The sequence below is a fragment of the Massilia antarctica genome (assembly GCF_015689335.1).
Classification (GTDB): domain Bacteria; phylum Pseudomonadota; class Gammaproteobacteria; order Burkholderiales; family Burkholderiaceae_D; genus Telluria_A; species Telluria_A antarctica.
On sequence record NZ_CP065053.1, the window covers coordinates 2,826,295 to 2,846,530 of the forward strand.

Sequence of the window (20,236 nt, forward strand, 5' to 3'; positions counted from 1 at the left end):
CGGCGGCGTGACGGCCCCACTCCGGCAGGATGTGGAGCTATGCCGGGAATGTGATTATTTATGCAAATTGCATATATTGACGTGGCGGAACACGGTTGTTATATTCGTCGAAAAATTACATTTGGATAATTTAAGCGTCGAGACATAGCGTGATCCACACGGCTCCGGGCTGATCCATCCATTCATCTCAATCGTCCTGCCGGAGTTCGTCATGCCCCCCGTCATTCATCGTCCCGCCTTGTCCATCCTGGCGCTGTCCCTCGTCTTGTCCGCCTGCGGAGGATCATCGACGTCGGGCGCGCCCGTATCGGTCAATCTGGCGTCGATTGTCGCGCCGCCAGCACAGGACCCGGCAGCACCGGCCGTGCCGCCTCCTGTGGTTAGCGGCACCGCGCCGGCAGCCGGTCCGCCGGAAGCTGCGCCGGACGCAGTGCCGGTGACCGATGGCGCCCCGGTTGGCGACCCTGTGGCTGCTAAACCGGTGCTCGTCCCGTCAGCGCCGCCTGTTGTCGTTCCGTCCGCGCCGGTGCCATCCGTTGTCGTGCCGACGCCGGCGCCGGCCGGGCCTGTGCCATCCGCGCCGCCGGTTGCCGCCGTGCCTGTCAAGTCCGTGCCGCAGCAGGGCGTTCCGGTCACAGTGCCTGTCGTGACCGCACCCGTCGCCACTCCACCGGTGGTCGCGCCGCCCGTCGTCACCCCGCCGGTGGTCACGCCGCCGGTAGTCAACCCGCCAGTCGTCGCTCCACCAGTCGTCGCTCCGCCCGTCGTCACGCCGCCAGTGGTCACCCCACCGGTTGTCACCGCACCGGCCGTGCCGGTCGCCTTGCCCGCCGCCTGGACCACCGGCGTGAGCAGTTTCGTTCACCCCGGCATTGGCTACAACGCGGCCGACCTGGCGCAATACAAGGCGCACGTGCTGGCCGGCGAGGAGCCGTGGGCCAGCGGCTACCACTATCTCGGCGGGCGCACGCCCTTGAACTACGCGATGCTCGGTCCCTTCGCCACCGCCAACCGCAATATCGACCTGAACCGTGGTGCCTTCGAGCGCGACATGCAGATGGCCTACAACCACGCCCTGATGTGGTACGTCTCGGGCAATAGTGCGTACGCCGAGAAATCGATGTCGATCCTGGACGCCTGGGCCACCACCAATACTTCGCTCGACGGCGTCGAGGCGGCGCTGATGCTGGGCGACTACTCCGGCCGCGCCATCATTGCCGCCGACATCCTGCGCGGACTGTATCCCGGCTGGACCGCGACCCACACGGCGCACATGAAAACCTGGCTCGAGAAGGTCTGGTGGCTGCGCCTGCAAGTGGGCGGCAGTTCCGCGATCGGCACCGCGCTCGGCAACGGCAGCCTGCTCAAGCCGTGCAACCAGGGCGGGCTGGCGCTCAAGGCCGCGCTGTCGGTGGCGGTCTTCCTCGACAGCCCGCTCAAGTTCGACCAGGTCATCAACGCCTACCTCAGCGATCCGGGCGGACTCGATCAAGTCATGTCCAACGGCGAGGTGGGCGATACTGGCCGCGACCAGGGCCACGCGCACGGCCAGCTCGCCACCTACGGCGCGATTGCCGAAACCGGATGGAAGCAGGGCATCGACTTGTACTCGCTGCGCAACAACCGTCTGCTGACGGCCGGTGAATACTATGCCAACTACAACCTCGGCAAGCCGTTCACCTTCAATCCGGTGTCGTGCGGCTACGGCTACTACGACCAGATCGGCGCTCAGCCCCTTCAGTCGATGCCGGCCAACCTGTTCGAAACCCTGTACACGCACTATGTGGTGCGCAAGGGATTGAAGGCGCCGAATGTGGGCGAGTACCGCGAGCTGGCCAAGTCGCAAGGCGAAGCGGGCCCGTACAGCGGTCCCTACTCGGGCCAGATATACCGCCGCACCAAGGACAGCTCGACCGCGCGCGCGGTCACGTTCCCGTTCACCGCGCCGGTGATGACGGCGGCGACCAGCTTCACCCAGGCCGACCTGGGCACCGTCAAGACCGCAGGCAACGCCAGCAACACGGGCGCCAACTGGAAGATGACGGCCTCCGGCGCCGGCGCCGAGAAGGGTTATCACTTCGCGTACAAGGAACTCAAGGGCGACGTGGAAGTCACCGCCACCGTCACCGACCCGGGGGCCCTGAGCAGCGGCGTGGCCGGCATCATGCTGCGCAGTTCGCTCGACGCGCGGCCAGCCACGGCGGCCGCCCAGATTTACGTGGCGCCGGCCAGTTCCGGCAACGGCACCCACCTGTTCTGGCGTGTCGGCACGCAGTACTACGGCGGCTACCACGCGGCGCGCCGGTTCCCGACGGCGGTGGCGCCGATGTCGCTCAGGCTGGTGCGGCACGGTAACTTCGTCTATGCCTACCTGTCGAGTAATGGCGGGACCGACTGGTCGGCCATCGGCACGATCATTTACCCGGAACTGTCGGACACCTTGTACGTGGGCATTTTCACGGCCTCGGGCGATCCGGTGGCCACGACCACGGCCAGTTTCGAGAACGTGAAGATCGGATCGAAGCCCGGCAGCCTGGCGGCGCCGCCCACCAAGGTCAGCGCCAGTGCGCGCAGCGGCGGTGTGGCCGTGCAGTGGACCGCAAGCCCGCTGGCGCGCAGCTATGATGTGTTGAGGGCGACTGCCGCCGCCGGGCCATTCGAACGGGTCGGCACCGAGGTGACCGGCACCAGTTTCGTGGACACCGGCGCCACCGGCACGACGGCCTACTTCTATACGGTCAAGGCATCCACTTACAGCGGCCTGAGCGCCCCATCCGCGGTGGCGGGCGTGCCGGCGCATTGACGCAGGCAAAAAAAAGCAGCCGGATGATGTCCGGCTGCGCGTGTCTGGTGCCGGTGTTCGAGGTCACCGGACTAACCTGTGGGAAATGCAGGGGCATGTCACCAACACGATCAGAATAATCCTCCCAGATGACGGGAGCATGACGCGGAGCCAGTTGAAACCCCGTGCGGAGGGCAATAAAGCTGGCCACGGCCAGCGGTAAAATTCGTGTGCACCGGGCCGACTTTCGCCGGCGAGACCGGTGGTGGCAACGCGCCTGCTGTGAGGGAGTCGCCAGCAGGTCGATTTTCTCCCCACCGCAATTATTTCATTGATAGGCATGCATGCACATATTCCTGCTTGTAGCCGGATGTCTGTTTCCGTTGATCAGCTGGCTAACCCTGTTACTCAGCTACATCGCTGCACGCAGCGGTCGCAGGTCATCCGGCATATATGTCCCCTTTATCGGACCAGTGCTGCTCGGCGTCTGGCTGGTGCGGGGCGACGCACCGCATTGGACGTTTCTTCTCCCCTGGATTGCCGATATCGGCACCTTGTTCTTCCTTGTATGGCTGCCACGCCTTGCCGGAGAAATCTGGCAAACCAGTCGATTTACGCGGCTCTACAAACTCACTGGCAGCGACGGAAATGAATCGGTCGTCATCTCGTTCCACCGGGATGGGAATTACGTGCTACAGAAGCATTGGTATCGCGTGGCTGGCGAGCTGGGGCCGATCGCGATAGGCGAACCGGGCACGTTCTCAAGTCAAGAGGGCATCGTCAGCCTATGCAGTCATACCGGACGCCAGCGCTATCTTGCGCCCGAAGGCGCAGCGCACGTGGTCACCGATGCTGGTGAAAGTGATGAGCTTCAACTTCAGGGCTGGCGGCTTTTGAAAACCACCAGCTGAGGGCAGGGCGCAGACCATCTGCCGTCACTTGAAGAACGACTGCGCCGTGCCACGCGTTGCCGGAAGCGCCATGCGCTTTGTTTTATGCCAGGCTGATAGCGTCGAAACTTTGCGCCACCGGAGGCGCCGCCAGCAGGGGCATGACCGCCACGATCGGGCCGCGCAAGGCGGCGGCGCTGTCGCCGGCCAGGCGATCGGCATCCGACTCCCACAGGGTCACCGACATGCCCTTGCCGCTGGCGGGATCGGTCAGCAGAAAGGTGGCCTTGAAGCCTTGCAACTGTTGAAGAACCGGCAGCACCGACTCGGCGTACAGCGCGACGACCTCGCCCATTTTTTCCGGCTTGGCTTGAACATGAGTAACTCTTGCAAACATGATGTGCTCCTTGGGATGAAAAAACGACTTGAACGGGCACTGTCGCGCCTGAACCATACAGCGTGTATGGTCGGACTATACACGATGTTGCGCGCTGTCGGGTTTACAGGCGGTAAGCTATGATGCGGGCGCATCGACCCGCATGCACCGGCGCCGGCCTTGGCGCCGGCGTCCCATTTTTTCGGAGCCGCCATGCCGTCCCCCCGTTCTCCAGGACAACATCGTTTATCGCGCGAGACCTGGCTCGACTTCGGCCTGGTCGTGTTGCGCGACGATGGTCCGCACGCCTTGAAGGCCGATCCGCTGTGCAAGCGCATGGGGGTAAGCCGGGGAAGTTTTTACTGGCATTTCGACAGCGCCGGCAGCTTTGTCCTGGCGGTGCTGGAGCGTTGGGAATCGATCGCGACCGACCAGATCATCGGCGCCGTTGAAGCAGCCGCGCCCGATGCGCGCGCGCGGCTGCATCTGTTGTTGGAGAACGTGGGGGAACTCGATATCGGCTTGTACGAGGCCATCAACACGCTCGGCGCGCAAGACCCGGATGCGGCCCGGGTGCTGCGCCGGGTGCACGAGCGCCGTGTCGCGTTCGTGGCGGGCCTGCTGGCGGCGCTGGGGTTTGAAACTGATGAGGCCGGCATGAGGGCGCAACTGATCTATGCCTGGGCCATGGGCGAATTGCTCACGCGCGAACCGGGCCGGAAAGCCTTTTCCGCAGCCCAGATCGAGGCGGTCGAACGCTTGCTGATCGGGCGCTAGCGCGGCGCCGGCTGGCGCCGGACGCTTGCGTTCAGGCAGGGCGGCACGGGCGGTGCATGGGAACGCCCGCCGCCCATCCCGCTGCCAGGATCAGACCTGCGGTTTGGCCGCCAGGCGCTCTTCCATTTCGGTAACGCGTTGTTCCAGCGCGTCGAGCTTGGCGCGGGTCTTGGCCAGCACCTGGGACTGGATATCGAATTCCTCGCGCGTGACCAGGTCGAGCTTGGAAAAGCCCTGGCTCATCATGCTCTTGACGTTCTTCTCGATATCCTTGGCCGGCGAACTCTCGATGGCCTGGTTGATCTTGCCCTGCAAGTCGTTAAAAAAGCTGTTCATGTCCATCGCAATCCTCGTGAAATCGGCGGCGCACCGCAGCGGTGCGCCAGGTGGGCCAGTTTGGTGCATTCGCGCCGGCCGCGACCGGAATCGCGGATGTTTTACTGTTTATTAACAGCAAGTTGGGGACGCCGGGCGCAAAAACAAGTTGCGCCCTAGCGCGATCGGAGCTGGCATGACTTCTGCTAATGGATAAGCAGTGTGCATGCGTCAGGCTTCATTTTAAACCCCAACCGCCGTCTCTGTTAAAAAACCATAAGGGAACCGTCATGAATAAGCTGTCCACCCGATTGTCTCTCGCCGCCGCGCTGACCCTGGCGCTGGCCAGCCTGGGAGCGCCGCTGGCCCAGTCTGCCGAAGAGCCCGTGCCCGACAATGTGGTGAGCTTCAACGCCGCCCTGGCCAGCGACTATCGCTACCGCGGCCTGTCGCAAAGCCGCCTGAAGCCGGCCGTGCAGGGCGGGGCCGACTACACCCACAATCCGAGCGGCGCCTACGCCGGCGTGTGGGCATCGACCATCAAGTGGACCCGTGACCTGGGCGGCGACGGCAATGTCGAAATCGACCTGTACGGCGGCAAGAAGGGCGAAATTACCAAAGGCATCAGCTACGACGTGGGCGCCCTGTACTACGCCTACCCGTCGAACGGCCTGCATCCGAACGCCAACACCTTCGAGCTGTACGGGCAGGTCGGCATGGGACCGGCCTACCTGAAGTATTCGCATTCGACCACCAACCTGTTCGGCACCACCGACAGCAAGGGCAGCGGCTACCTGGACCTGGGCGCCAATCTCGACCTGGCCACCGGCCTGGTACTCAATTTGCACGTGGGACGCCAGCGCGTGGCCCACAACCATGCGCTAAGCTACAACGATGCCAAGATCGGCCTGACCAAGGATTTCGGTTTCGCCTCGGTCGCGCTGGCCGTCATCAGCGCCAATACCGACATGTATGTGAGTCCGGTCAACGGCAAGGACCTGGGCCGTTCCCGCGCCGTGCTGACCGTGTCAAAAACTTTCTAAGAGGCCAGGTATGAAAATGATCACCGCCATCATCAAACCCTTCAAGCTGGACGAGGTGCGCGAAGCGCTTTCGGCCATCAATGTGCAAGGGATTACCGTTACCGAAGTCAAGGGCTTCGGACGCCAGAAAGGTCATACCGAGCTGTACCGCGGCGCCGAGTACGTGGTCGACTTCCTGCCCAAGACCAAGATCGAAGCGGCCGTGGACGACGCCATCGTCGAACAGGCCATCGAAGCCATCGAAGGCGCCGCGCGCACCGGTAAGATTGGCGACGGCAAGATTTTTGTCTATAACCTGGAACAGGTGGTGCGGATCCGCACCGGCGAAACCGGTAACGAAGCACTTTAAGCTGAGGGGAACACTGATGAATAAAACGATAACAAAGTGCCTGGCCGGACTCGCCGTCCTGTGCGCCATCGGCGGCGTCTTGCCGGCCTCGGCCCAGGATGCGCCCAAGCCCGATACGACGGCCGCGGTGGTCACGCCGGTCGAAGCGCCCGCCACCACGGCGGTCATGCCTGCCGCCACCACGGCCAATGTCGCCGCTCCCGCCGCCGCGCCGGCGCCGGTGCCGCAAAAAGGCGACACCACCTGGATGTTCATCTCCACCGTCCTCGTGATCCTGATGACGATTCCCGGGCTGGCGCTGTTTTACGGCGGCCTGGTGCGCACCAAGAACATGCTGTCGGTGCTGATGCAAGTGTTTGTCGTGTTTGCGCTGATTCTTGTGCTGTGGTGCATCTACGGTTACTCGGTGGCCTTCACGCCAGGCAATGCGGTGATCGGCGGCTTCGACCGCGCGCTGCTGTCCGGCATCTATGACCCGGCCAAGGGCGTGTTTGCCTATGCCGCCACGTTCAGCAAGGGCGTGGTCATTCCGGAGTTCATTTATGTGGCCTTCCAGGGCACCTTTGCCGCGATTACCTGCTGCCTGATCGTCGGCGCCTTTGCCGAGCGCATCAAATTCGCCGCCGTGCTCGCCTTCATGGTGCTGTGGTTCACCTTCAGCTACCTGCCGATCGCCCACATGGTCTGGTTCTGGACCGGTCCGGACGCCATCACCAATGCCGCCACCCTGGCCACCGAAACCGCGAAAGCCGGCTGGCTGTTCCAAAAAGGTGCGCTCGACTTCGCCGGCGGCACCGTGGTGCACATCAATGCGGCGGTCGCCGGCCTGATGGGCGCGATCCTGATCGGCAAGCGGGTCGGCTACGGCCGCGAAGCCATGGCCCCGCACTCGCTGACCATGACCATGATCGGCGCCTCGCTGCTGTGGGTGGGCTGGTTCGGCTTTAACGCCGGCTCGGCGCTGGAAGCGGGCGACATCGCCGCGCTGGCCTTCATCAACACCTTGCTGGCAACGGCTTGCGCCACCCTGTCGTGGGTGTTCGGCGAGTGGATCACCAAGGGCAAGCCATCGATGCTGGGCGCCGCCTCCGGCGCGGTCGCCGGCCTGGTGGCGATCACCCCGGCGGCCGGCTTCGTCGGCCCGATGGGCGGCTTGGTCATCGGTTTGCTGGCAGGTATTGTCTGCCTGTGGGGAGTGAACGGCCTCAAGCGCCTGATCGGCGCCGACGACTCGCTCGACGTGTTCGGCGTGCACGGCGTGGGCGGGATCCTGGGTGCCTTGCTGACCGGCGTGTTTGCCTCGCCAAAGCTGGGCGGCCAGGGCGTTTTCGACTACGTTGCCAACAAGGCGTCGGCGGACTATTCGATCGGCGGACAAGTCCTCACGCAGCTGACCGCGGTCGGTACCACCATTCTGTGGTCGGCCGTGGTGTCCTTCATTGCCTACAAACTGGTGGACGTGGTGATCGGCCTGCGCGTACCGGAAGAAGAAGAGCGCGAAGGCCTGGACATCACCAGCCACGGCGAGTCGGCCTACCACTCCTGATCGTCGGCGGCACGGCCGGTCCTTTGCGGGCCGGTCCGCAGCGCTTCCGTGCGCCCTACCGGGCCCCCAACGTTGGACATCAACGTTGGGGGCTCGCTGCATATTGAGGCTGTATTTCTTGAACATGCTGCCGATCGCGCACGCATTGTTCTCTTGTCTTGCGCATGGAACCCATGCCGGCTCGGCGTTACTCATCCGGATGATATTCGATCATGTCGCCAAGCTGCCGATGTGCTTCCTGCCACGCCTCTCTTGCTAAGGTAAAAAAATGTTTCCAAATCCGGTGAATAATGCCGCTTCCCGCCCACCCATCACTGCGCCCCGTGAAGCCGAGGGCCATGGCGAAGCCAGGGCTCAACCCCAAGTTCATGCCGGTACCAAACGTGCATTGTCGCCACCGCGGTCCCCGAATGCGAAGAAGCTGGAGATGGATCTGCGCGAGCAGATGACAAAGAAGGCAAAAACGGCTGAGCCGAATGTCGCTTCCAACGCGGCGTTGGAACAGCCGCACCAACCGAGCCTGGCACATCCGGATGCAATCGATAATTTTGTTGCTCAAATGAAGGCGGTCGAAGCCGGCTGGAATGCGAAATCGGACGATGAAAAAATCGCACATTTTCAAACGCTGATCAGTGAGAAATTTGCGGCGGCCGGCATGCCTGCGCCGACGATAAGCAAGATGGATGCCGGCGGCGGGCGCAACGGGGAGTTCGATGCCGCGTCCTGGGGTCTCAAAATGGCGCCAGCAACCTTGGCAAAGCCAATGGCCGAGGTCGCTGGCACGGTGTACCACGAATCCCGGCATGCGCAGCAATTCTTTATGATTGCGCAATATATTGCCAAAAGCAAGATTGCTCCACCGCCGCATCAGCAGATTCCCGCCGCCATACTCGAAGCGGCGGCGCGGGCAGAGGCGAATCCGGCTTCCCGACTGTTGGCGCCCGAGGAGGACGAAGCGAAGCTTTACCATACAAGCATGTATGGCACCGGCCTCAAGAAACGAAATCATACGCTCACGACCTTGGGTACCGCAATGACGCAATTGACGACAGCGATGAGCGAGCTCCAGGCCGCCAAGGTCACCGAGGCAACGACCTTGGCCACCTTCAAGAACTACAAAAATGCGCAGGGTGAGGAGTTCCAGAAGAGTCCGGATGTGCGGAAGGCCGACGTGACGCATGTGAAGAATTACGACATTAAAGAGGAAGCAAAGGCGCGCCGTATCGAGGCGGGCGCTGCCTTGATTGCGAAGTCGGACGCGTTCAAGGCGGTGGAAGTCGCATATCGCGCCTTGCCGGAAGAGGCGGATGCCTTCCGTGCCGGAGACGCGGTATCGGCCAAGCTGAGACCATCCGCAAGCGCGCCGGCGGCCATCGATACTGCCGCTGCGCAGGCCGAGCCGGGGCAGGGTTAGCGCGATGGGGGGATTTTGCCGACACGTTTTTTGTTGTCAACACCATGGGGCTTTAAAATAAGGATTTCGCCCCGACTTGGGGTTATCGCAAGGTAATATAGCGTGTTCTGCGTGCCTGGAGGGTCGGCCTCCCGCATCATTTAAGGAAGTAACCATGGTTCCCCATCTCGTCACAGCCCTGACCGGACCGCTGCTCGACCTCGAAAAAAAAATCCTCGCGGCCACGCCTGCCATTGAGCGCTGGTTCCGGATGGAGTGGCAGGAACACACGCCGCCGTTCTATTGCTCGGTCGACTTGCGCAACGCCGGCTACAAGCTGGCCCCGGTCGATACCAACCTGTTCCCTGGCGGGTTTAACAATCTTGCCACCGAGATGCTGCCGCTGGCGGTGCAGGCCGCCATGGCTGCGATCGATAAATATTGCCCGGACGCCCGCAATCTGCTGCTGGTGCCGGAAGGGCACACGCGCAATCCGCATTACCTGCAGAACGTGGCGCGCCTGATGCAGATTTTCCGCCAGACCGGCTTGCACGTACGGCTTGGTTCCCTGTCGCCCGAGATCACCCAGCCCACGCCGCTGGCGCTGCCGGACGGGAACATGCTGGTGGTCGAGCCGCTGGTGCGGTCAAGCAATGGCCGCCGGGTGGGATTGAAGGATTTCGATCCCTGCACCATTTTGCTGAATAACGATTTGTCGGCCGGCATTCCATCGATCCTGGAAAATATTCACGAGCAATCCTTGCTGCCGCCGCTGCACGCCGGCTGGGCGCTGCGGCGCAAGAGCAACCACCTGGCCGCCTACGATGAAGTGGCCAAGAAATTCGGCAAGCTGATCGATGTCGACCCGTGGATGGTCAACCCCTTCCACAGCAAATGCGGCGCGATCAATTTCGACGAAGACCAGGGCGCGGAGTGCCTGGCCGACAATGTGACCATGCTGCTGGCCAAGATCCGCAAGAAGTACAAGGAGTACGGGATCAAGGAACAAAAGCCGTTCGTGATCCTGAAACCCGATGCCGGCACGTACGGCATGGGCATCCTGACCATCAAGGATGCCAGCGAAGTGCGCGAACTGACCCGCGCGCAGCGCCAGAAGATGTCGGTGATCAAGGATGGCGTGGAAATCAGCGACGTCATCATCCAGGAAGGCGTGCCGACCTTCGAGAACATCAAGGATGCGGTGGCCGAGCCGGTGGTGTACATGATCGACCGCTATGTGGTGGGCGGCTTCTACCGGATTCACGCCGAGCGCGGGATCGACCAGAACCTGAACGCGCCGGGCTCGCAATACGTGCCGCTGGCGTTTGCCCAGCAGCACGCCGTGCCGGATCTGAAGGCCAAGCCGGGGACGGCGGCGCCGAACCGCTTCTATGTGTACGGCGTGGTGGCAAGGTTGGGGCTGCTGGCGGCGTCGCTGGAGATGGAACGCACGGATCCGAATCCGGAAGTTTACTAGGCTGCGGTGCAAACTTGGAGGGAACGCATGCGTTCCCGCCGAGTGCCGCCTTGGCGCGGGAAGTCGTTTCTGCCAATGGCAGGAAGTCGTTTCTGCCAATGGCAGGAACGACGGATATAAGGCTACCGGTGCTAACTTCGTCGTTCCCGCGCAGCCTCCAGTTTCCAAGAAACTCCTCCAATTCCTTAGAACGAGGCAAGTCCAGAGGCTAATGCCGCTAACTTAAGCTCCGTCGTTCCCGCGAAGGCGGGAATCCAAGTCCGACGCTCAGCCAACGGCTACGGAACAAAATTGGGTTCCCGCCTTCGCGGGAACGACGGTTTTGAAGTTTGTGATCAGAAATCCGCTTAACCTAACGCCCTTAAGTTCAGAAGCCAGTTCTTGGAGAGGCGGGAACCCAAGTTCATCCGTTCGCACCCTATCCTGACTCATCCCAAGCCGACATCGGCGTTTCCGGCTAAAATCAGTCATTACTCCCGAATGGAATCGCCCATGAAAATCGCTTTCCTCGCCGATCCGCTGTCCGGCTTCAAGACGTACAAGGATTCGACCTTCGCCATGATGCGCGAAGCGGCACGGCGCGGCCACGCGGTTTACGCCTTCGAGCAGCGCGACATGGCCCTGGAAGAAGGCGTGGTCAGCGCCGACATCGCCCACATCACCCTGACCGGCGACGCCGACGACTGGTACCGCGCCGCGCCCAAGACGGCCATGCGCCTGTCCGAGTTCGACGCCGTCATCCAGCGCAAGGACCCGCCGTTCGACATGGAGTACGTGTACGGCACCTACCTGCTCGAACTGGCGGAAAAGCAGGGCGCGCGCATCTTCAACAAGCCGTCCGCGATCCGCGACCACAACGAAAAACTGGCGATTGCCCAGTTCACCGAATTTACCTCGCCTACCCTGGTCACGTCGGACGCGGCGCGCCTGCGCGCCTTCCACGCCAAGCATGGCGACGTGATCTTCAAGCCGCTCGATGGCATGGGCGGAGCCGGCATCTTCCTCATCGGCGCCGACGGCATGAACCTCGGCTCGGTGATCGAAACGCTCACCATGAATGGCGCCCGGACCATCATGGCGCAGCGTTACATCCCGGCGATCGTCAAGGGCGACAAGCGCATCCTCGTCATCGACGGCGAGCCGGTGCCGTTCGCGCTGGCGCGCATCCCGCAGGGCACTGAAATTCGAGGCAACCTGGCCGCCGGCGGCATCGGCGTGGCCCAGCCCCTGACCGCGTACGATATCCACATCGCCGAAACGATCGGCCCTTTGCTGGCCGAGCGCGGCCTGTTGCTGGTAGGATTGGATGTGATCGGCGACTTCCTTACCGAAGTCAATGTCACCAGCCCGACCTGCTTCCAGGAGATCACCGACCAGGCGGGCTTCGACGTGGCGGCGATGTTCATCGACGCCGTCGAGCGGCGCAGCAAGGGAAAGTAAGGCAAACATATTATGGTAGGCATTCTGTTGATGACCCATGCACCGCTCGGGCAGGCCTTCGTGGCTGCGGTGGCGCACGTATTCCGCGGCCCCACCGAGCATTTCGAGGCGATCGACGTCACCGCCGACCAGGACCTGGGCGAGGTGCATGAACTGGCGCGCGAAGCGATCTGCCGCCTCGACGACGGCGCCGGGGTGCTGGTGATCACCGACATCAAGGGCGGCACGCCGGCCAACTGCTGCAACTCGCTGGCCGACGCCGGGCGGGTCGAAGTCATCGCCGGCATCAGCCTGCCGATGCTGCTGCGCGCGATCACCTATCGGCGCGACACGCTCGACGTGGTGGTCGAAATGGCGCTGGCCGGCGCGCAGAGCGGCGCGGTACGGGTCGACAATCGGATCAGGGTAGGACCGGCGTAAAAGGCGATTGGGCGGTGGCTGCGGCCACCAGGTGTGCGAATGTGCAGGATCCGTGTGAAGAGACGACAAAAAAATGATTCAACAAGATCTGGAAATTATCAACAAGCTGGGTTTGCATGCGCGCGCCTCCGCCAAATTCACGCAGCTGGCCGCGAAGTTTTCGAGCGACGTCTGGCTCACGCGTAACGCGCGCCGCATCAACGCCAAGTCGATCATGGGCGTGATGATGCTGGCGGCCGGGAAGGGCGCCAAAGTCACCCTGGAAGCCGACGGCGCCGATGAAAAGGAATGTGTCGAGGCGCTCACCGCGCTGATCAACGACAAATTCGGCGAAGGCGAGTAATGCCGGTCGGACGCACCTCCAGCGGTTCATCCATGGCATCGTTTACCTTGCACGGCATTCCCGTGTCGCGCGGTATCTCGATCGGCCGCGCGCACCTGCTCACGCCCGCCGCGCTCGACGTCAAGCACTACCTGGTGGCCGAAGAACACCTGGAGGCGGAGGTCAAGCGCCTGCAGGATGCCTTGGCCGACGTGCACCGCGGCCTGCAGGCGCTGTGGACCGACCTGCCCAAGGACGCGCCGACGGAGCTGGGCGCGTTCATCGACGTGCACGCCCTGATTCTGTCGGATCCGATGATTTCGGAAGCGCCGCTCGACATCATCCGCACGCGTCACTACAACGCCGAGTGGGCGCTGGTGACCCAGATCGACGAATTGTCGGCGCAGTTCGACGAAATCGAAGACCTGTACCTGCGCGAGCGCAAGGCCGATATCCAGCAGGTGGCCGAACGGGTGCTCAAGGTCTTGATGGGCACCGCCCAACTGGCGCCGGCGCCGCTCTCCGACGATCAGTTCCAGCCGCAGATGATCGTCGTCGCGCACGACATTTCGCCGGCCGACATGCTGCAGTTCCGCGACCGCTCCTTCATCGGCTTCGTGACCGACGTCGGCGGGCAGAACTCGCACACGGCGATCGTCGCGCGCAGCCTCGATATTCCGGCTGCGGTGGGCATGTCGCAGGCCTCGCAGCTGATCGAGCAGGACGACTGGGTGATCATCGACGGCGATGCCGGCGTGGTGATCTGCAATCCGAGCACCCTGGTGCTGGAGCAGTACCGGGCGCGCCAGGCGGCCATGCTCAAGGCGCGCAAGAAGCTCTCGAAGCTCAAGAAAACCCCGGCGATTACGCGCGACGGCACCGTGATCACCTTGCTGGCCAATATCGAGCTGCCGGACGACTGTCCGCACGCGCTCGAATGCGGGGCCGAGGGCGTGGGCCTGTTCCGCTCCGAGTTCCTGTTCATGGGCCGCGGCGGGCAAGCGCACAAGATTCCGAGCGAGGACGAACAGTTCGAGCAGTACCGCAAGGCGGTGGTGGCGATGAAGGGGCGGCCGGTGACGATCCGCACGCTCGACATCGGCGCCGACAAGCCGCTCGACCAGACCGAGCACACCGCACTGAACCCGGCGCTGGGACTGCGCGCGATCCGCTATTGCCTGGCCGAGCCGCAGCTGTTCCTGACGCAGTTGCGCGCGATTCTGCGCGCGTCCGCGTTCGGCAAGGTGCGCTTGCTGATCCCGATGCTGTCGCACGTGTTCGAGATCGACCAGTGCCTGGCGATGGTGGAGCAGGCCAAGGCGCAGCTGCGCGATGCGGGGCAGAAGTACGATACGGCGATCGATGTGGGCGCGATGATCGAGATTCCGGCGGCGGCGCTGGCGCTGCCGATGTTCGTCAAGCGCATGAATTTTTTGTCGATCGGGACCAATGACCTGATCCAGTACACCCTGGCGATCGACCGGGTCGACTACGAAGTGGCGCATTTGTACGACCCGCTGCATCCGGCGATTTTGCAGCTGATCGCGATGACTATCATGGCCGGCAAAAAGGCGGGGATCGATGTGGCGGTGTGCGGCGAGATGGCCGGGGACGTGAAGTTGACGCGCCTGTTGCTGGGCATGGGGCTGCGCGAGTTCTCGATGCATCCGGCGCAGCTGCTGTCGGTCAAGCAGGAGATCTTGAATTGCGACCTGACCACCATCACGCCGCACACGCGCAAGATTTTACGCACCACCGAGCCGCATGCGATTGTGGAGGCGGTGCAGCAGTTGCAGGTGATTTGATTGCAGGTAGTTCCGCTCCCCCGTCGTTCCCCGCCCCAGTCGCGTCGTTCCCGCGAAGGCGGGAACCCAAGTTTTCTCAGGTAATCGACGATGCCTTGGGTTCCCGCCTTCGCGGGAACGACGGTTTTTAGTTTAGCGGTTTTATCATTTTTTCGAATCTCATGTCATCCATTGGAATAGTCTCCCCGCAAGCGATGCGCTTTGCCGAACCGCTGCGGTTGCAGGGCGGTGGCGCCCTGGCCGAGTACACCCTGGTGTACGAAACCTACGGCACCCTCAACGCCGACAAATCGAACGCGGTGCTGGTCTGCCACGCCCTGAACGCCTCGCACCACGTGGCCGGCACCTACGAGGGCGATCCGAAAAACACCGGCTGGTGGAACAATATGGTCGGTCCCGGCAAACCGCTCGACACCGACCGCTTCTTCGTCATCGGCGTCAACAACCTCGGCTCCTGCTTCGGCTCCACCGGCCCGATGCACCTCAATCCGGCCACCGGCAAGCCCTATGGCGCCTCCTTCCCCGTGGTGACGGTGGAAGATTGGGTCGCCGCGCAGGCGCGCCTGGCCGATGCCCTCGGCATCGCGCAGTTCGCGGCCGTCATGGGCGGCTCGCTGGGCGGCATGCAGGCGCTCGCGTGGAGCATCATGTTCCCCGACCGCCTGCGCCACTGCGTCGTGATCGCCTCCACCCCCAAGCTGTCGGCGCAAAACATCGCCTTCAACGACGTGGCGCGCCAGGCCATCCTGTCGGACCCGGATTACCGCGGCGGCGACTTCTACGCGCACGGCGTGGTGCCCAAGAATGGCCTGCGCGTGGCGCGCATGGTCGGCCACATCACCTACCTGTCGAACGACGACATGGCCGAAAAATTCGGCCGTAAGCTACGTAACGCGGCCGAGAGCAACGACTACAAATTCGACTTCGGAATCGACTTCGAAATCGAGTCCTATCTGCGCTACCAGGGCGACAAGTTTTCGGAATATTTTGATGCCAATACCTACCTCCTGATCACCAAGGCGCTCGACTACTTCGACCCGGCGCGCGAATTCGGCGGCTCGCTCACGCGCGCGCTGGCCGGCACCAAGGCTGAATTTTTCGTCGCCTCGTTCACCACCGACTGGCGCTTTTCGCCCGAACGCTCGCGCGAGATCGTCGAGGCGCTGGTATGCAACCGGCGCCGCGTGACCTACGCCGAAATCGACGCCCCGCACGGCCACGACGCCTTCCTGCTGGAGGACGAGCGTTACATGAACATGGTGCGCGCCTATTACCAGCGCATCTGGGAAGCCATGCCGGTGAAAGGACAAGCATGAATTTCGAAGACCTCTCCAGCCTGCGCCCCGACCTGGCGTTCATCGCGCACTGGGTGCCGGAACAGTCGCACGTGCTCGACGTGGGCTGCGGCGACGGCGCCATGCTGCGCTATCTCCAGAGCGGCAAGGGCTGCACCGGCTACGGCATCGAGATCGCCGACGCCTCGCTGCTGGCCAGCGCGCGGCGCGGCATCAACGTGATCCAGCAGGACATGGAAAAAGGCCTCGGCCTGTTCGGCGATAATTCCTTCGATACGGTGCTGTGCCTGTCGTCCCTGCAGATGATGCAGCACGTCGAGGCGCTGCTGCGCGATATCGTGCGGGTGGGCGCCGAAGCGATCGTCTCCTTCCCCAATTTCGCTTACTGGCCGCACCGGATGGCGCTGCTCAAGGGGCGCATGCCGGTGTCCAAGTCGCTGCCCTACCAATGGTACGACACCCCCAACGTGCGCTGCGCCACGATTTACGATTTCGAGGAACTTGCGGAAGAATGCGGCCTCGAAGTACTGGAGCGGGTTGCGCTGGCCGATGGCAAGCCGGTATCCTTCCTGCCCAACCTGCGCGGCAGCCTGGCCGTGTTCCGGCTGCGCAAAAAGGCGCAGGCGGCGGCGTGAACGTGTTGGTGAACCTTATCGTGTGCGACTTTATGGGATTTCCTGCGATGATGGTGTTATCAAATACATAGCAGGAATTGAAACATGCATAAGATTAAACCCCTTCTCCTAGCCTTGACCTTCGGCGCCTGCACGGTGCTGGCCAGTGCCCAACCGTTGCCGATGCCCATACCAAGCAAGGCCGCGGTGCAGGATGGCATCCAGGTGCGGCCGATGCCGCGCTACCGCGTGCTCGCGTCCGCCGAAAAAATGGATCAGCAGGCGGCGCAGCAATATACGCAACTGATGGGCCAGGCCCAGCAGAAGGGCGCGCTGGTGCCGGACGACCATCCCCAGGTGGTGCGCCTGCGCACCATTGCCAAACGCATCATTCCGTACGCCACGCGCTGGAATCCCGAGGCGGCCAAATGGAAGTGGCAGGTCAACCTGCTCTCGTCCAAGCAGGTGAACGCTTTTTGCATGCCGGGCGGTCGCATCGCGTTTTTCAGCGGCATCCTTACCAGCCTGAACCTGACCGACGATGAAGTGGCCGCCATCATGGGCCACGAAATTTCGCACGCCCTGCGCGAGCACGGGCGCGAGCAGATGGTCAAGTCGACCGCCACCAACGTCGGCGCACGGCTGGGCGGCGCGGTCATCGCGGCGGTGCTCGGCATCGATCCCGGCGTTACCGATACGGTTGCCCAGTACGGTGCGCAGTTCGCCTCGCTCAAATTCTCGCGCGACGACGAACGCGAAGCCGACCTGATCGGCCTGGACCTGGCCGCGCGCGCCGGTTACGATCCGCGCGCCGGCATCGTCCTGTGGCAAAAAATGGCGGCGGCGGGCGATGGGGCGCCGCCGGCGTGGCTGTCGACCCACCCGGGCGGCAAGGAACGCATCCGCCAGATGGAAGAGCACATGAACGTGCTGCTGCCGCTGTATGCGCGCAGCCAGAACACCTCGGTGGCGCAATTGCCGCCGTACCGGTCCGGTGCGCCCAACTGAATGGGACGGCAGGCCAAGGCCAATGCGGTCGTTCCGCTGCCGGTGCGCGATGGCGTCGCGCCCAGTTATTTATGGCTGGACGATAACCCGCCGGGCGGCGCACTGGCGTTTCTCGCCGCGCACTTTGGCGACGTGGGCGAAGCCGTCTGGCGCGACCGCATGGCGCGCGGCGAGGTGGTCGATGCCAGCGGAGCGCTGCTCGGCCCGGACAGCGTGCTGCGGCGCGGCATGCGCATCTGGTATTACCGCGAACTCGACGCCGAAACTCCGATTCCGTTCGAGGAAGAGATCCTGTTTCGCGACGACCATCTGCTGGTGGTCGACAAGCCGCATTTCTTGCCGATGACGCCAGGCGGGCGCTTCCTGCACGAAACTTTGCTGGTGCGGCTGAAGAACAAGACCGGTTTGACGCAGCTGACCCCGATTCACCGGCTCGACCGCGAAACGGCAGGGGTGGTGATTTTTTCGGTCCGGGAGGAAAGCCGCGGCGCCTACCAGTCGCTGTTCCAGAAACGCCAGGTGCGCAAGGAGTACGAAGCGCTGGCCGCGCCCTTGCCGGCGCTGACGTTTCCGCTGGTGCGCCGCAGCCGCATGGTCGAAGGCAAGCCGTTTTTTCGCATGCAGGAAGTGGCGGGCGAGCCGAATTCGGAAAGCGTGATCGATGTGATTGGCGCGCACGGCGACACCATGCTGTACCGCCTGCAGCCGCACACAGGCCGCAAGCACCAGCTGCGGGTGCACATGGCCGCGCTGGGCGCGCCGATCATCAACGACTCGTTTTATCCCGACGCGCTGCCGTGCAAGGACGACGATTTCGCCAACCCGCTCAAGCTGCTTTCGCGCAGCATCGGCTTCGACGATCCCTTGAGCGGGCAGGCGCGCCGTTTCGAAAGCCTGCGCACCCTGTAGCCGTAGCCTCGCGTTTGAAAACCGGGGTACTCGCATTCGACGACCTTGTTGACGCGAACGCGCTGCCATTGATGCGCAGATACTGTACGCGCGTCATTCTGGCTGGTGGCACACCGCTTCCACATTATTGCCTTCCGGGTCGATCACGAAGGCGCCATAGTAGTGAGCGTGATAATGCGGGCGCAGGCCTGGGGCACCATTGTCTTTTCCTCCGGCGCTGATCGCCGCGCGGTAAAAAGCATCCACTTGCGCACGCGTTTCTGCCCGCCACGCCAAGTGACAGCCGGTCGTCGCTGCCGGGCCCCCGTATGGTGATGGGCCATCAATGAACCATACATCGGCCTTTTTGCCGTCAGGCTCAGAGGAGTCAGGGTAAGCAAATCCCACCATGTTCGCTCCGTAGTTGCCTTCGAAGCATACGCTGTAGCCCAATGGTGCAAGCGCCGCACTGTAGAACGCTTTGGCGCGACCAATATCGGTCACGCGGAAAGTCATGTGGTCAAGCATGATGAATCACTCCTGAGGTGGATTAGTCGTGTGCGTCTCGCACATCACTACTGTATATGGATACAGTATTGATGGCAAGAGGATTAACGTTATCCAAACCTCAATCTTGGCGGCGCGTGCTGCCGCCGGAAGCGACGGTTCAGATGCGGTAATCGATGATCAGCGGGGCATGATCCGAAAACCGCTCATCCTTGTAGATGAACACTTCCTTGGCTTGCGCGGCAATGCCAGGGGTTGCCACGTGATAATCGATGCGCCACCCGACGTTCTTGGCGTAGGCTTGGCCGCGGTTGCTCCACCAGGTGTATTGCTCCGGGCGCTTGTCGATGCCACGGTGCACGTCCACGAAGCCGACTTCATCGAACACACGGGTCAGCCAGGCGCGTTCTTCCGGCAGGAATCCCGAGTTTTTCTTGTTCCCTTTGAAGTTTTTCAGGTCGATTTCATGGTGGGCAATATTCCAGTCGCCGCAGATGACCACTTCGCGGCCCTCGGCGCGCAATTCGAGCAGATGCGGCAGGAACACTTCCATGAAGCGGAACTTGGCTTCCTGGCGTTCGGGCGAGGAGGAGCCGGACGGGCAATAGACCGAAATGATAGTCAGGCTGCCGAAATCGCAGCGCACGTAGCGCCCTTCGGCATCGAATTCCGGGCTGCCGAAGCCGGTGCGCACTGTGTCGGGCTTGGTGCGGCTGTAGATGCCGGTGCCGGAATAACCTTTTTTCTCGGCGTAATGGAAATGGCCGTGATAGCCGCCCGGCGTCAGGAATTCCTCTGTCATGTCGGGCAACTGCGCCTTGAGCTCCTGGACGCAGACGAAATCGGCGGTCTGGGTGGCCATCCAGTTGAAAAAGCCCTTCTTGTGAGCGGAGCGGATCCCGTTCAGGTTCGCGGAAATAATTTTTGGCATGGTTCCAGGGGGTATGGAGGGTGGCGTAAAATAGCGCCACTTTTCTATATGAACAAAT

At 62.7% G+C, this 20,236-nt stretch carries 21 protein-coding genes; 16 read left to right on the forward strand and 5 right to left on the reverse strand.

The genetic code is table 11. From position 1 onward, the window contains the following. Nucleotides 1-211: 211 nt before the first annotated feature. Together IV454_RS12745 and IV454_RS12750 are read left to right on the forward strand one after the other, a co-directional pair. On the forward strand, nucleotides 212-2,803 hold the full coding sequence (locus IV454_RS12745) for an alginate lyase family protein (RefSeq protein WP_206091747.1): 2,592 nt from the start codon (nucleotides 212-214) through the stop codon (nucleotides 2,801-2,803). Nucleotides 2,804-3,126: 323 nt separating this feature from the next. Then, a complete protein-coding gene (locus tag IV454_RS12750) occupies nucleotides 3,127-3,693 on the forward strand; it encodes a hypothetical protein (RefSeq protein ID WP_206091748.1) in 567 nt (188 codons plus the stop codon). An 82-nt stretch (nucleotides 3,694-3,775) separates the two neighbouring features. Here the strand turns inward: IV454_RS12750 and IV454_RS12755 are convergent, their stop codons facing one another. Continuing rightward, a complete protein-coding gene (locus IV454_RS12755) occupies nucleotides 3,776-4,069 on the reverse strand; it encodes an antibiotic biosynthesis monooxygenase family protein (protein WP_206091749.1) in 294 nt (97 codons plus the stop codon). A gap of 192 nt (nucleotides 4,070-4,261) precedes the next feature. On the opposite strand from IV454_RS12755, the gene IV454_RS12760 reads away from it, so the two are divergent. Further along, the gene (locus IV454_RS12760; RefSeq protein WP_206091750.1) at nucleotides 4,262-4,825 is read left to right on the forward strand and encodes a TetR/AcrR family transcriptional regulator; all 564 of its coding nucleotides are present in this window, start codon (nucleotides 4,262-4,264) and stop codon (nucleotides 4,823-4,825) included. A 90-nt stretch (nucleotides 4,826-4,915) separates the two neighbouring features. Here the strand turns inward: IV454_RS12760 and IV454_RS12765 are convergent, their stop codons facing one another. After that, on the reverse strand, nucleotides 4,916-5,167 hold the full coding sequence (locus IV454_RS12765; RefSeq protein ID WP_206091751.1) for an accessory factor UbiK family protein: 252 nt from the start codon (nucleotides 5,165-5,167) through the stop codon (nucleotides 4,916-4,918). A 263-nt stretch (nucleotides 5,168-5,430) separates the two neighbouring features. Between IV454_RS12765 and IV454_RS12770 the strand changes: the two genes are divergently transcribed. Genes IV454_RS12770 through IV454_RS12780 form a run of 3 tightly spaced genes read left to right on the forward strand, consistent with a single transcriptional unit; the run spans nucleotide 5,431 to nucleotide 8,078 of the window. Further along, nucleotides 5,431-6,183 carry a TorF family putative porin gene (locus IV454_RS12770; RefSeq protein ID WP_206091752.1) on the forward strand — a complete coding sequence of 251 codons (753 nt, stop codon included), beginning with the start codon at nucleotides 5,431-5,433 and terminating at the stop codon, nucleotides 6,181-6,183. Nucleotides 6,184-6,193: 10 nt separating this feature from the next. Then, on the forward strand, nucleotides 6,194-6,532 hold the full coding sequence (locus IV454_RS12775; RefSeq protein ID WP_054266216.1) for a P-II family nitrogen regulator: 339 nt from the start codon (nucleotides 6,194-6,196) through the stop codon (nucleotides 6,530-6,532). 16 nt (nucleotides 6,533-6,548) lie between these two features. Beyond that, nucleotides 6,549-8,078 (forward strand): ammonium transporter, encoded by a 1,530-nt coding sequence (locus IV454_RS12780; RefSeq protein WP_282961419.1) that lies wholly within the window; start codon nucleotides 6,549-6,551, stop codon nucleotides 8,076-8,078. A 187-nt stretch (nucleotides 8,079-8,265) separates the two neighbouring features. On the opposite strand, the gene IV454_RS12785 is transcribed toward IV454_RS12780, so the two are convergent. Beyond that, nucleotides 8,266-8,418, reverse strand: coding sequence for a hypothetical protein (locus tag IV454_RS12785; protein WP_206091753.1), 153 nt, complete (start codon nucleotides 8,416-8,418; stop codon nucleotides 8,266-8,268). A gap of 87 nt (nucleotides 8,419-8,505) precedes the next feature. Here IV454_RS12785 and IV454_RS12790 point away from each other — a divergent pair, with 87 nt between their 5' ends. The 10 genes from IV454_RS12790 (at nucleotide 8,506) to IV454_RS12835 (ending at nucleotide 18,761) form a co-directional block, all read left to right on the forward strand. Next, nucleotides 8,506-9,492, forward strand: a complete 987-nt coding sequence (locus IV454_RS12790; protein ID WP_206091754.1) for a hypothetical protein — start codon at nucleotides 8,506-8,508, stop codon at nucleotides 9,490-9,492. Between the two features lie 154 nt (nucleotides 9,493-9,646). After that, on the forward strand, nucleotides 9,647-10,948 hold the full coding sequence (gshA, locus tag IV454_RS12795; protein ID WP_206091755.1) for a glutamate--cysteine ligase: 1,302 nt from the start codon (nucleotides 9,647-9,649) through the stop codon (nucleotides 10,946-10,948). A gap of 492 nt (nucleotides 10,949-11,440) precedes the next feature. Further along, nucleotides 11,441-12,388, forward strand: coding sequence for a glutathione synthase (gshB, locus tag IV454_RS12800; RefSeq protein WP_206091756.1), 948 nt, complete (start codon nucleotides 11,441-11,443; stop codon nucleotides 12,386-12,388). Nucleotides 12,389-12,400: 12 nt separating this feature from the next. Then, nucleotides 12,401-12,808: a PTS sugar transporter subunit IIA gene (locus IV454_RS12805; RefSeq protein WP_054266220.1), complete on the forward strand. Its 408-nt coding sequence runs from the start codon at nucleotides 12,401-12,403 to the stop codon at nucleotides 12,806-12,808. Between the two features lie 73 nt (nucleotides 12,809-12,881). Next, entirely contained in the window at nucleotides 12,882-13,151 is a 270-nt protein-coding gene (locus IV454_RS12810; protein WP_166882345.1) for an HPr family phosphocarrier protein, read from the forward strand. 32 nt (nucleotides 13,152-13,183) lie between these two features. Beyond that, nucleotides 13,184-14,935 (forward strand): phosphoenolpyruvate--protein phosphotransferase, encoded by a 1,752-nt coding sequence (gene ptsP / locus IV454_RS12815; protein ID WP_206091757.1) that lies wholly within the window; start codon nucleotides 13,184-13,186, stop codon nucleotides 14,933-14,935. Nucleotides 14,936-15,129: 194 nt separating this feature from the next. Then, a complete protein-coding gene (gene metX / locus IV454_RS12820; protein WP_229522319.1) occupies nucleotides 15,130-16,251 on the forward strand; it encodes a homoserine O-succinyltransferase MetX in 1,122 nt (373 codons plus the stop codon). Next, nucleotides 16,248-16,865: a methionine biosynthesis protein MetW gene (gene metW, locus IV454_RS12825; protein ID WP_206091759.1), complete on the forward strand. Its 618-nt coding sequence runs from the start codon at nucleotides 16,248-16,250 to the stop codon at nucleotides 16,863-16,865. The genes metX and metW overlap by 4 nt, the downstream gene beginning before the upstream one ends. Nucleotides 16,866-16,949: 84 nt before the next feature. Further along, complete coding sequence (locus IV454_RS12830; RefSeq protein ID WP_206091760.1) at nucleotides 16,950-17,852, forward strand: M48 family metallopeptidase; 903 nt, start codon at nucleotides 16,950-16,952, stop codon at nucleotides 17,850-17,852. Next, nucleotides 17,853-18,761, forward strand: a complete 909-nt coding sequence (locus IV454_RS12835) for an RluA family pseudouridine synthase (RefSeq protein ID WP_206091761.1) — start codon at nucleotides 17,853-17,855, stop codon at nucleotides 18,759-18,761. 93 nt (nucleotides 18,762-18,854) lie between these two features. Here the strand turns inward: IV454_RS12835 and IV454_RS12840 are convergent, their stop codons facing one another. After that, on the reverse strand, nucleotides 18,855-19,268 hold the full coding sequence (locus IV454_RS12840; RefSeq protein WP_206091762.1) for a VOC family protein: 414 nt from the start codon (nucleotides 19,266-19,268) through the stop codon (nucleotides 18,855-18,857). 139 nt (nucleotides 19,269-19,407) lie between these two features. Continuing rightward, the gene (locus tag IV454_RS12845) at nucleotides 19,408-20,178 is read right to left on the reverse strand and encodes an exodeoxyribonuclease III (RefSeq protein WP_054266232.1); all 771 of its coding nucleotides are present in this window, start codon (nucleotides 20,176-20,178) and stop codon (nucleotides 19,408-19,410) included. Nucleotides 20,179-20,236: the final 58 nt, after the last annotated feature.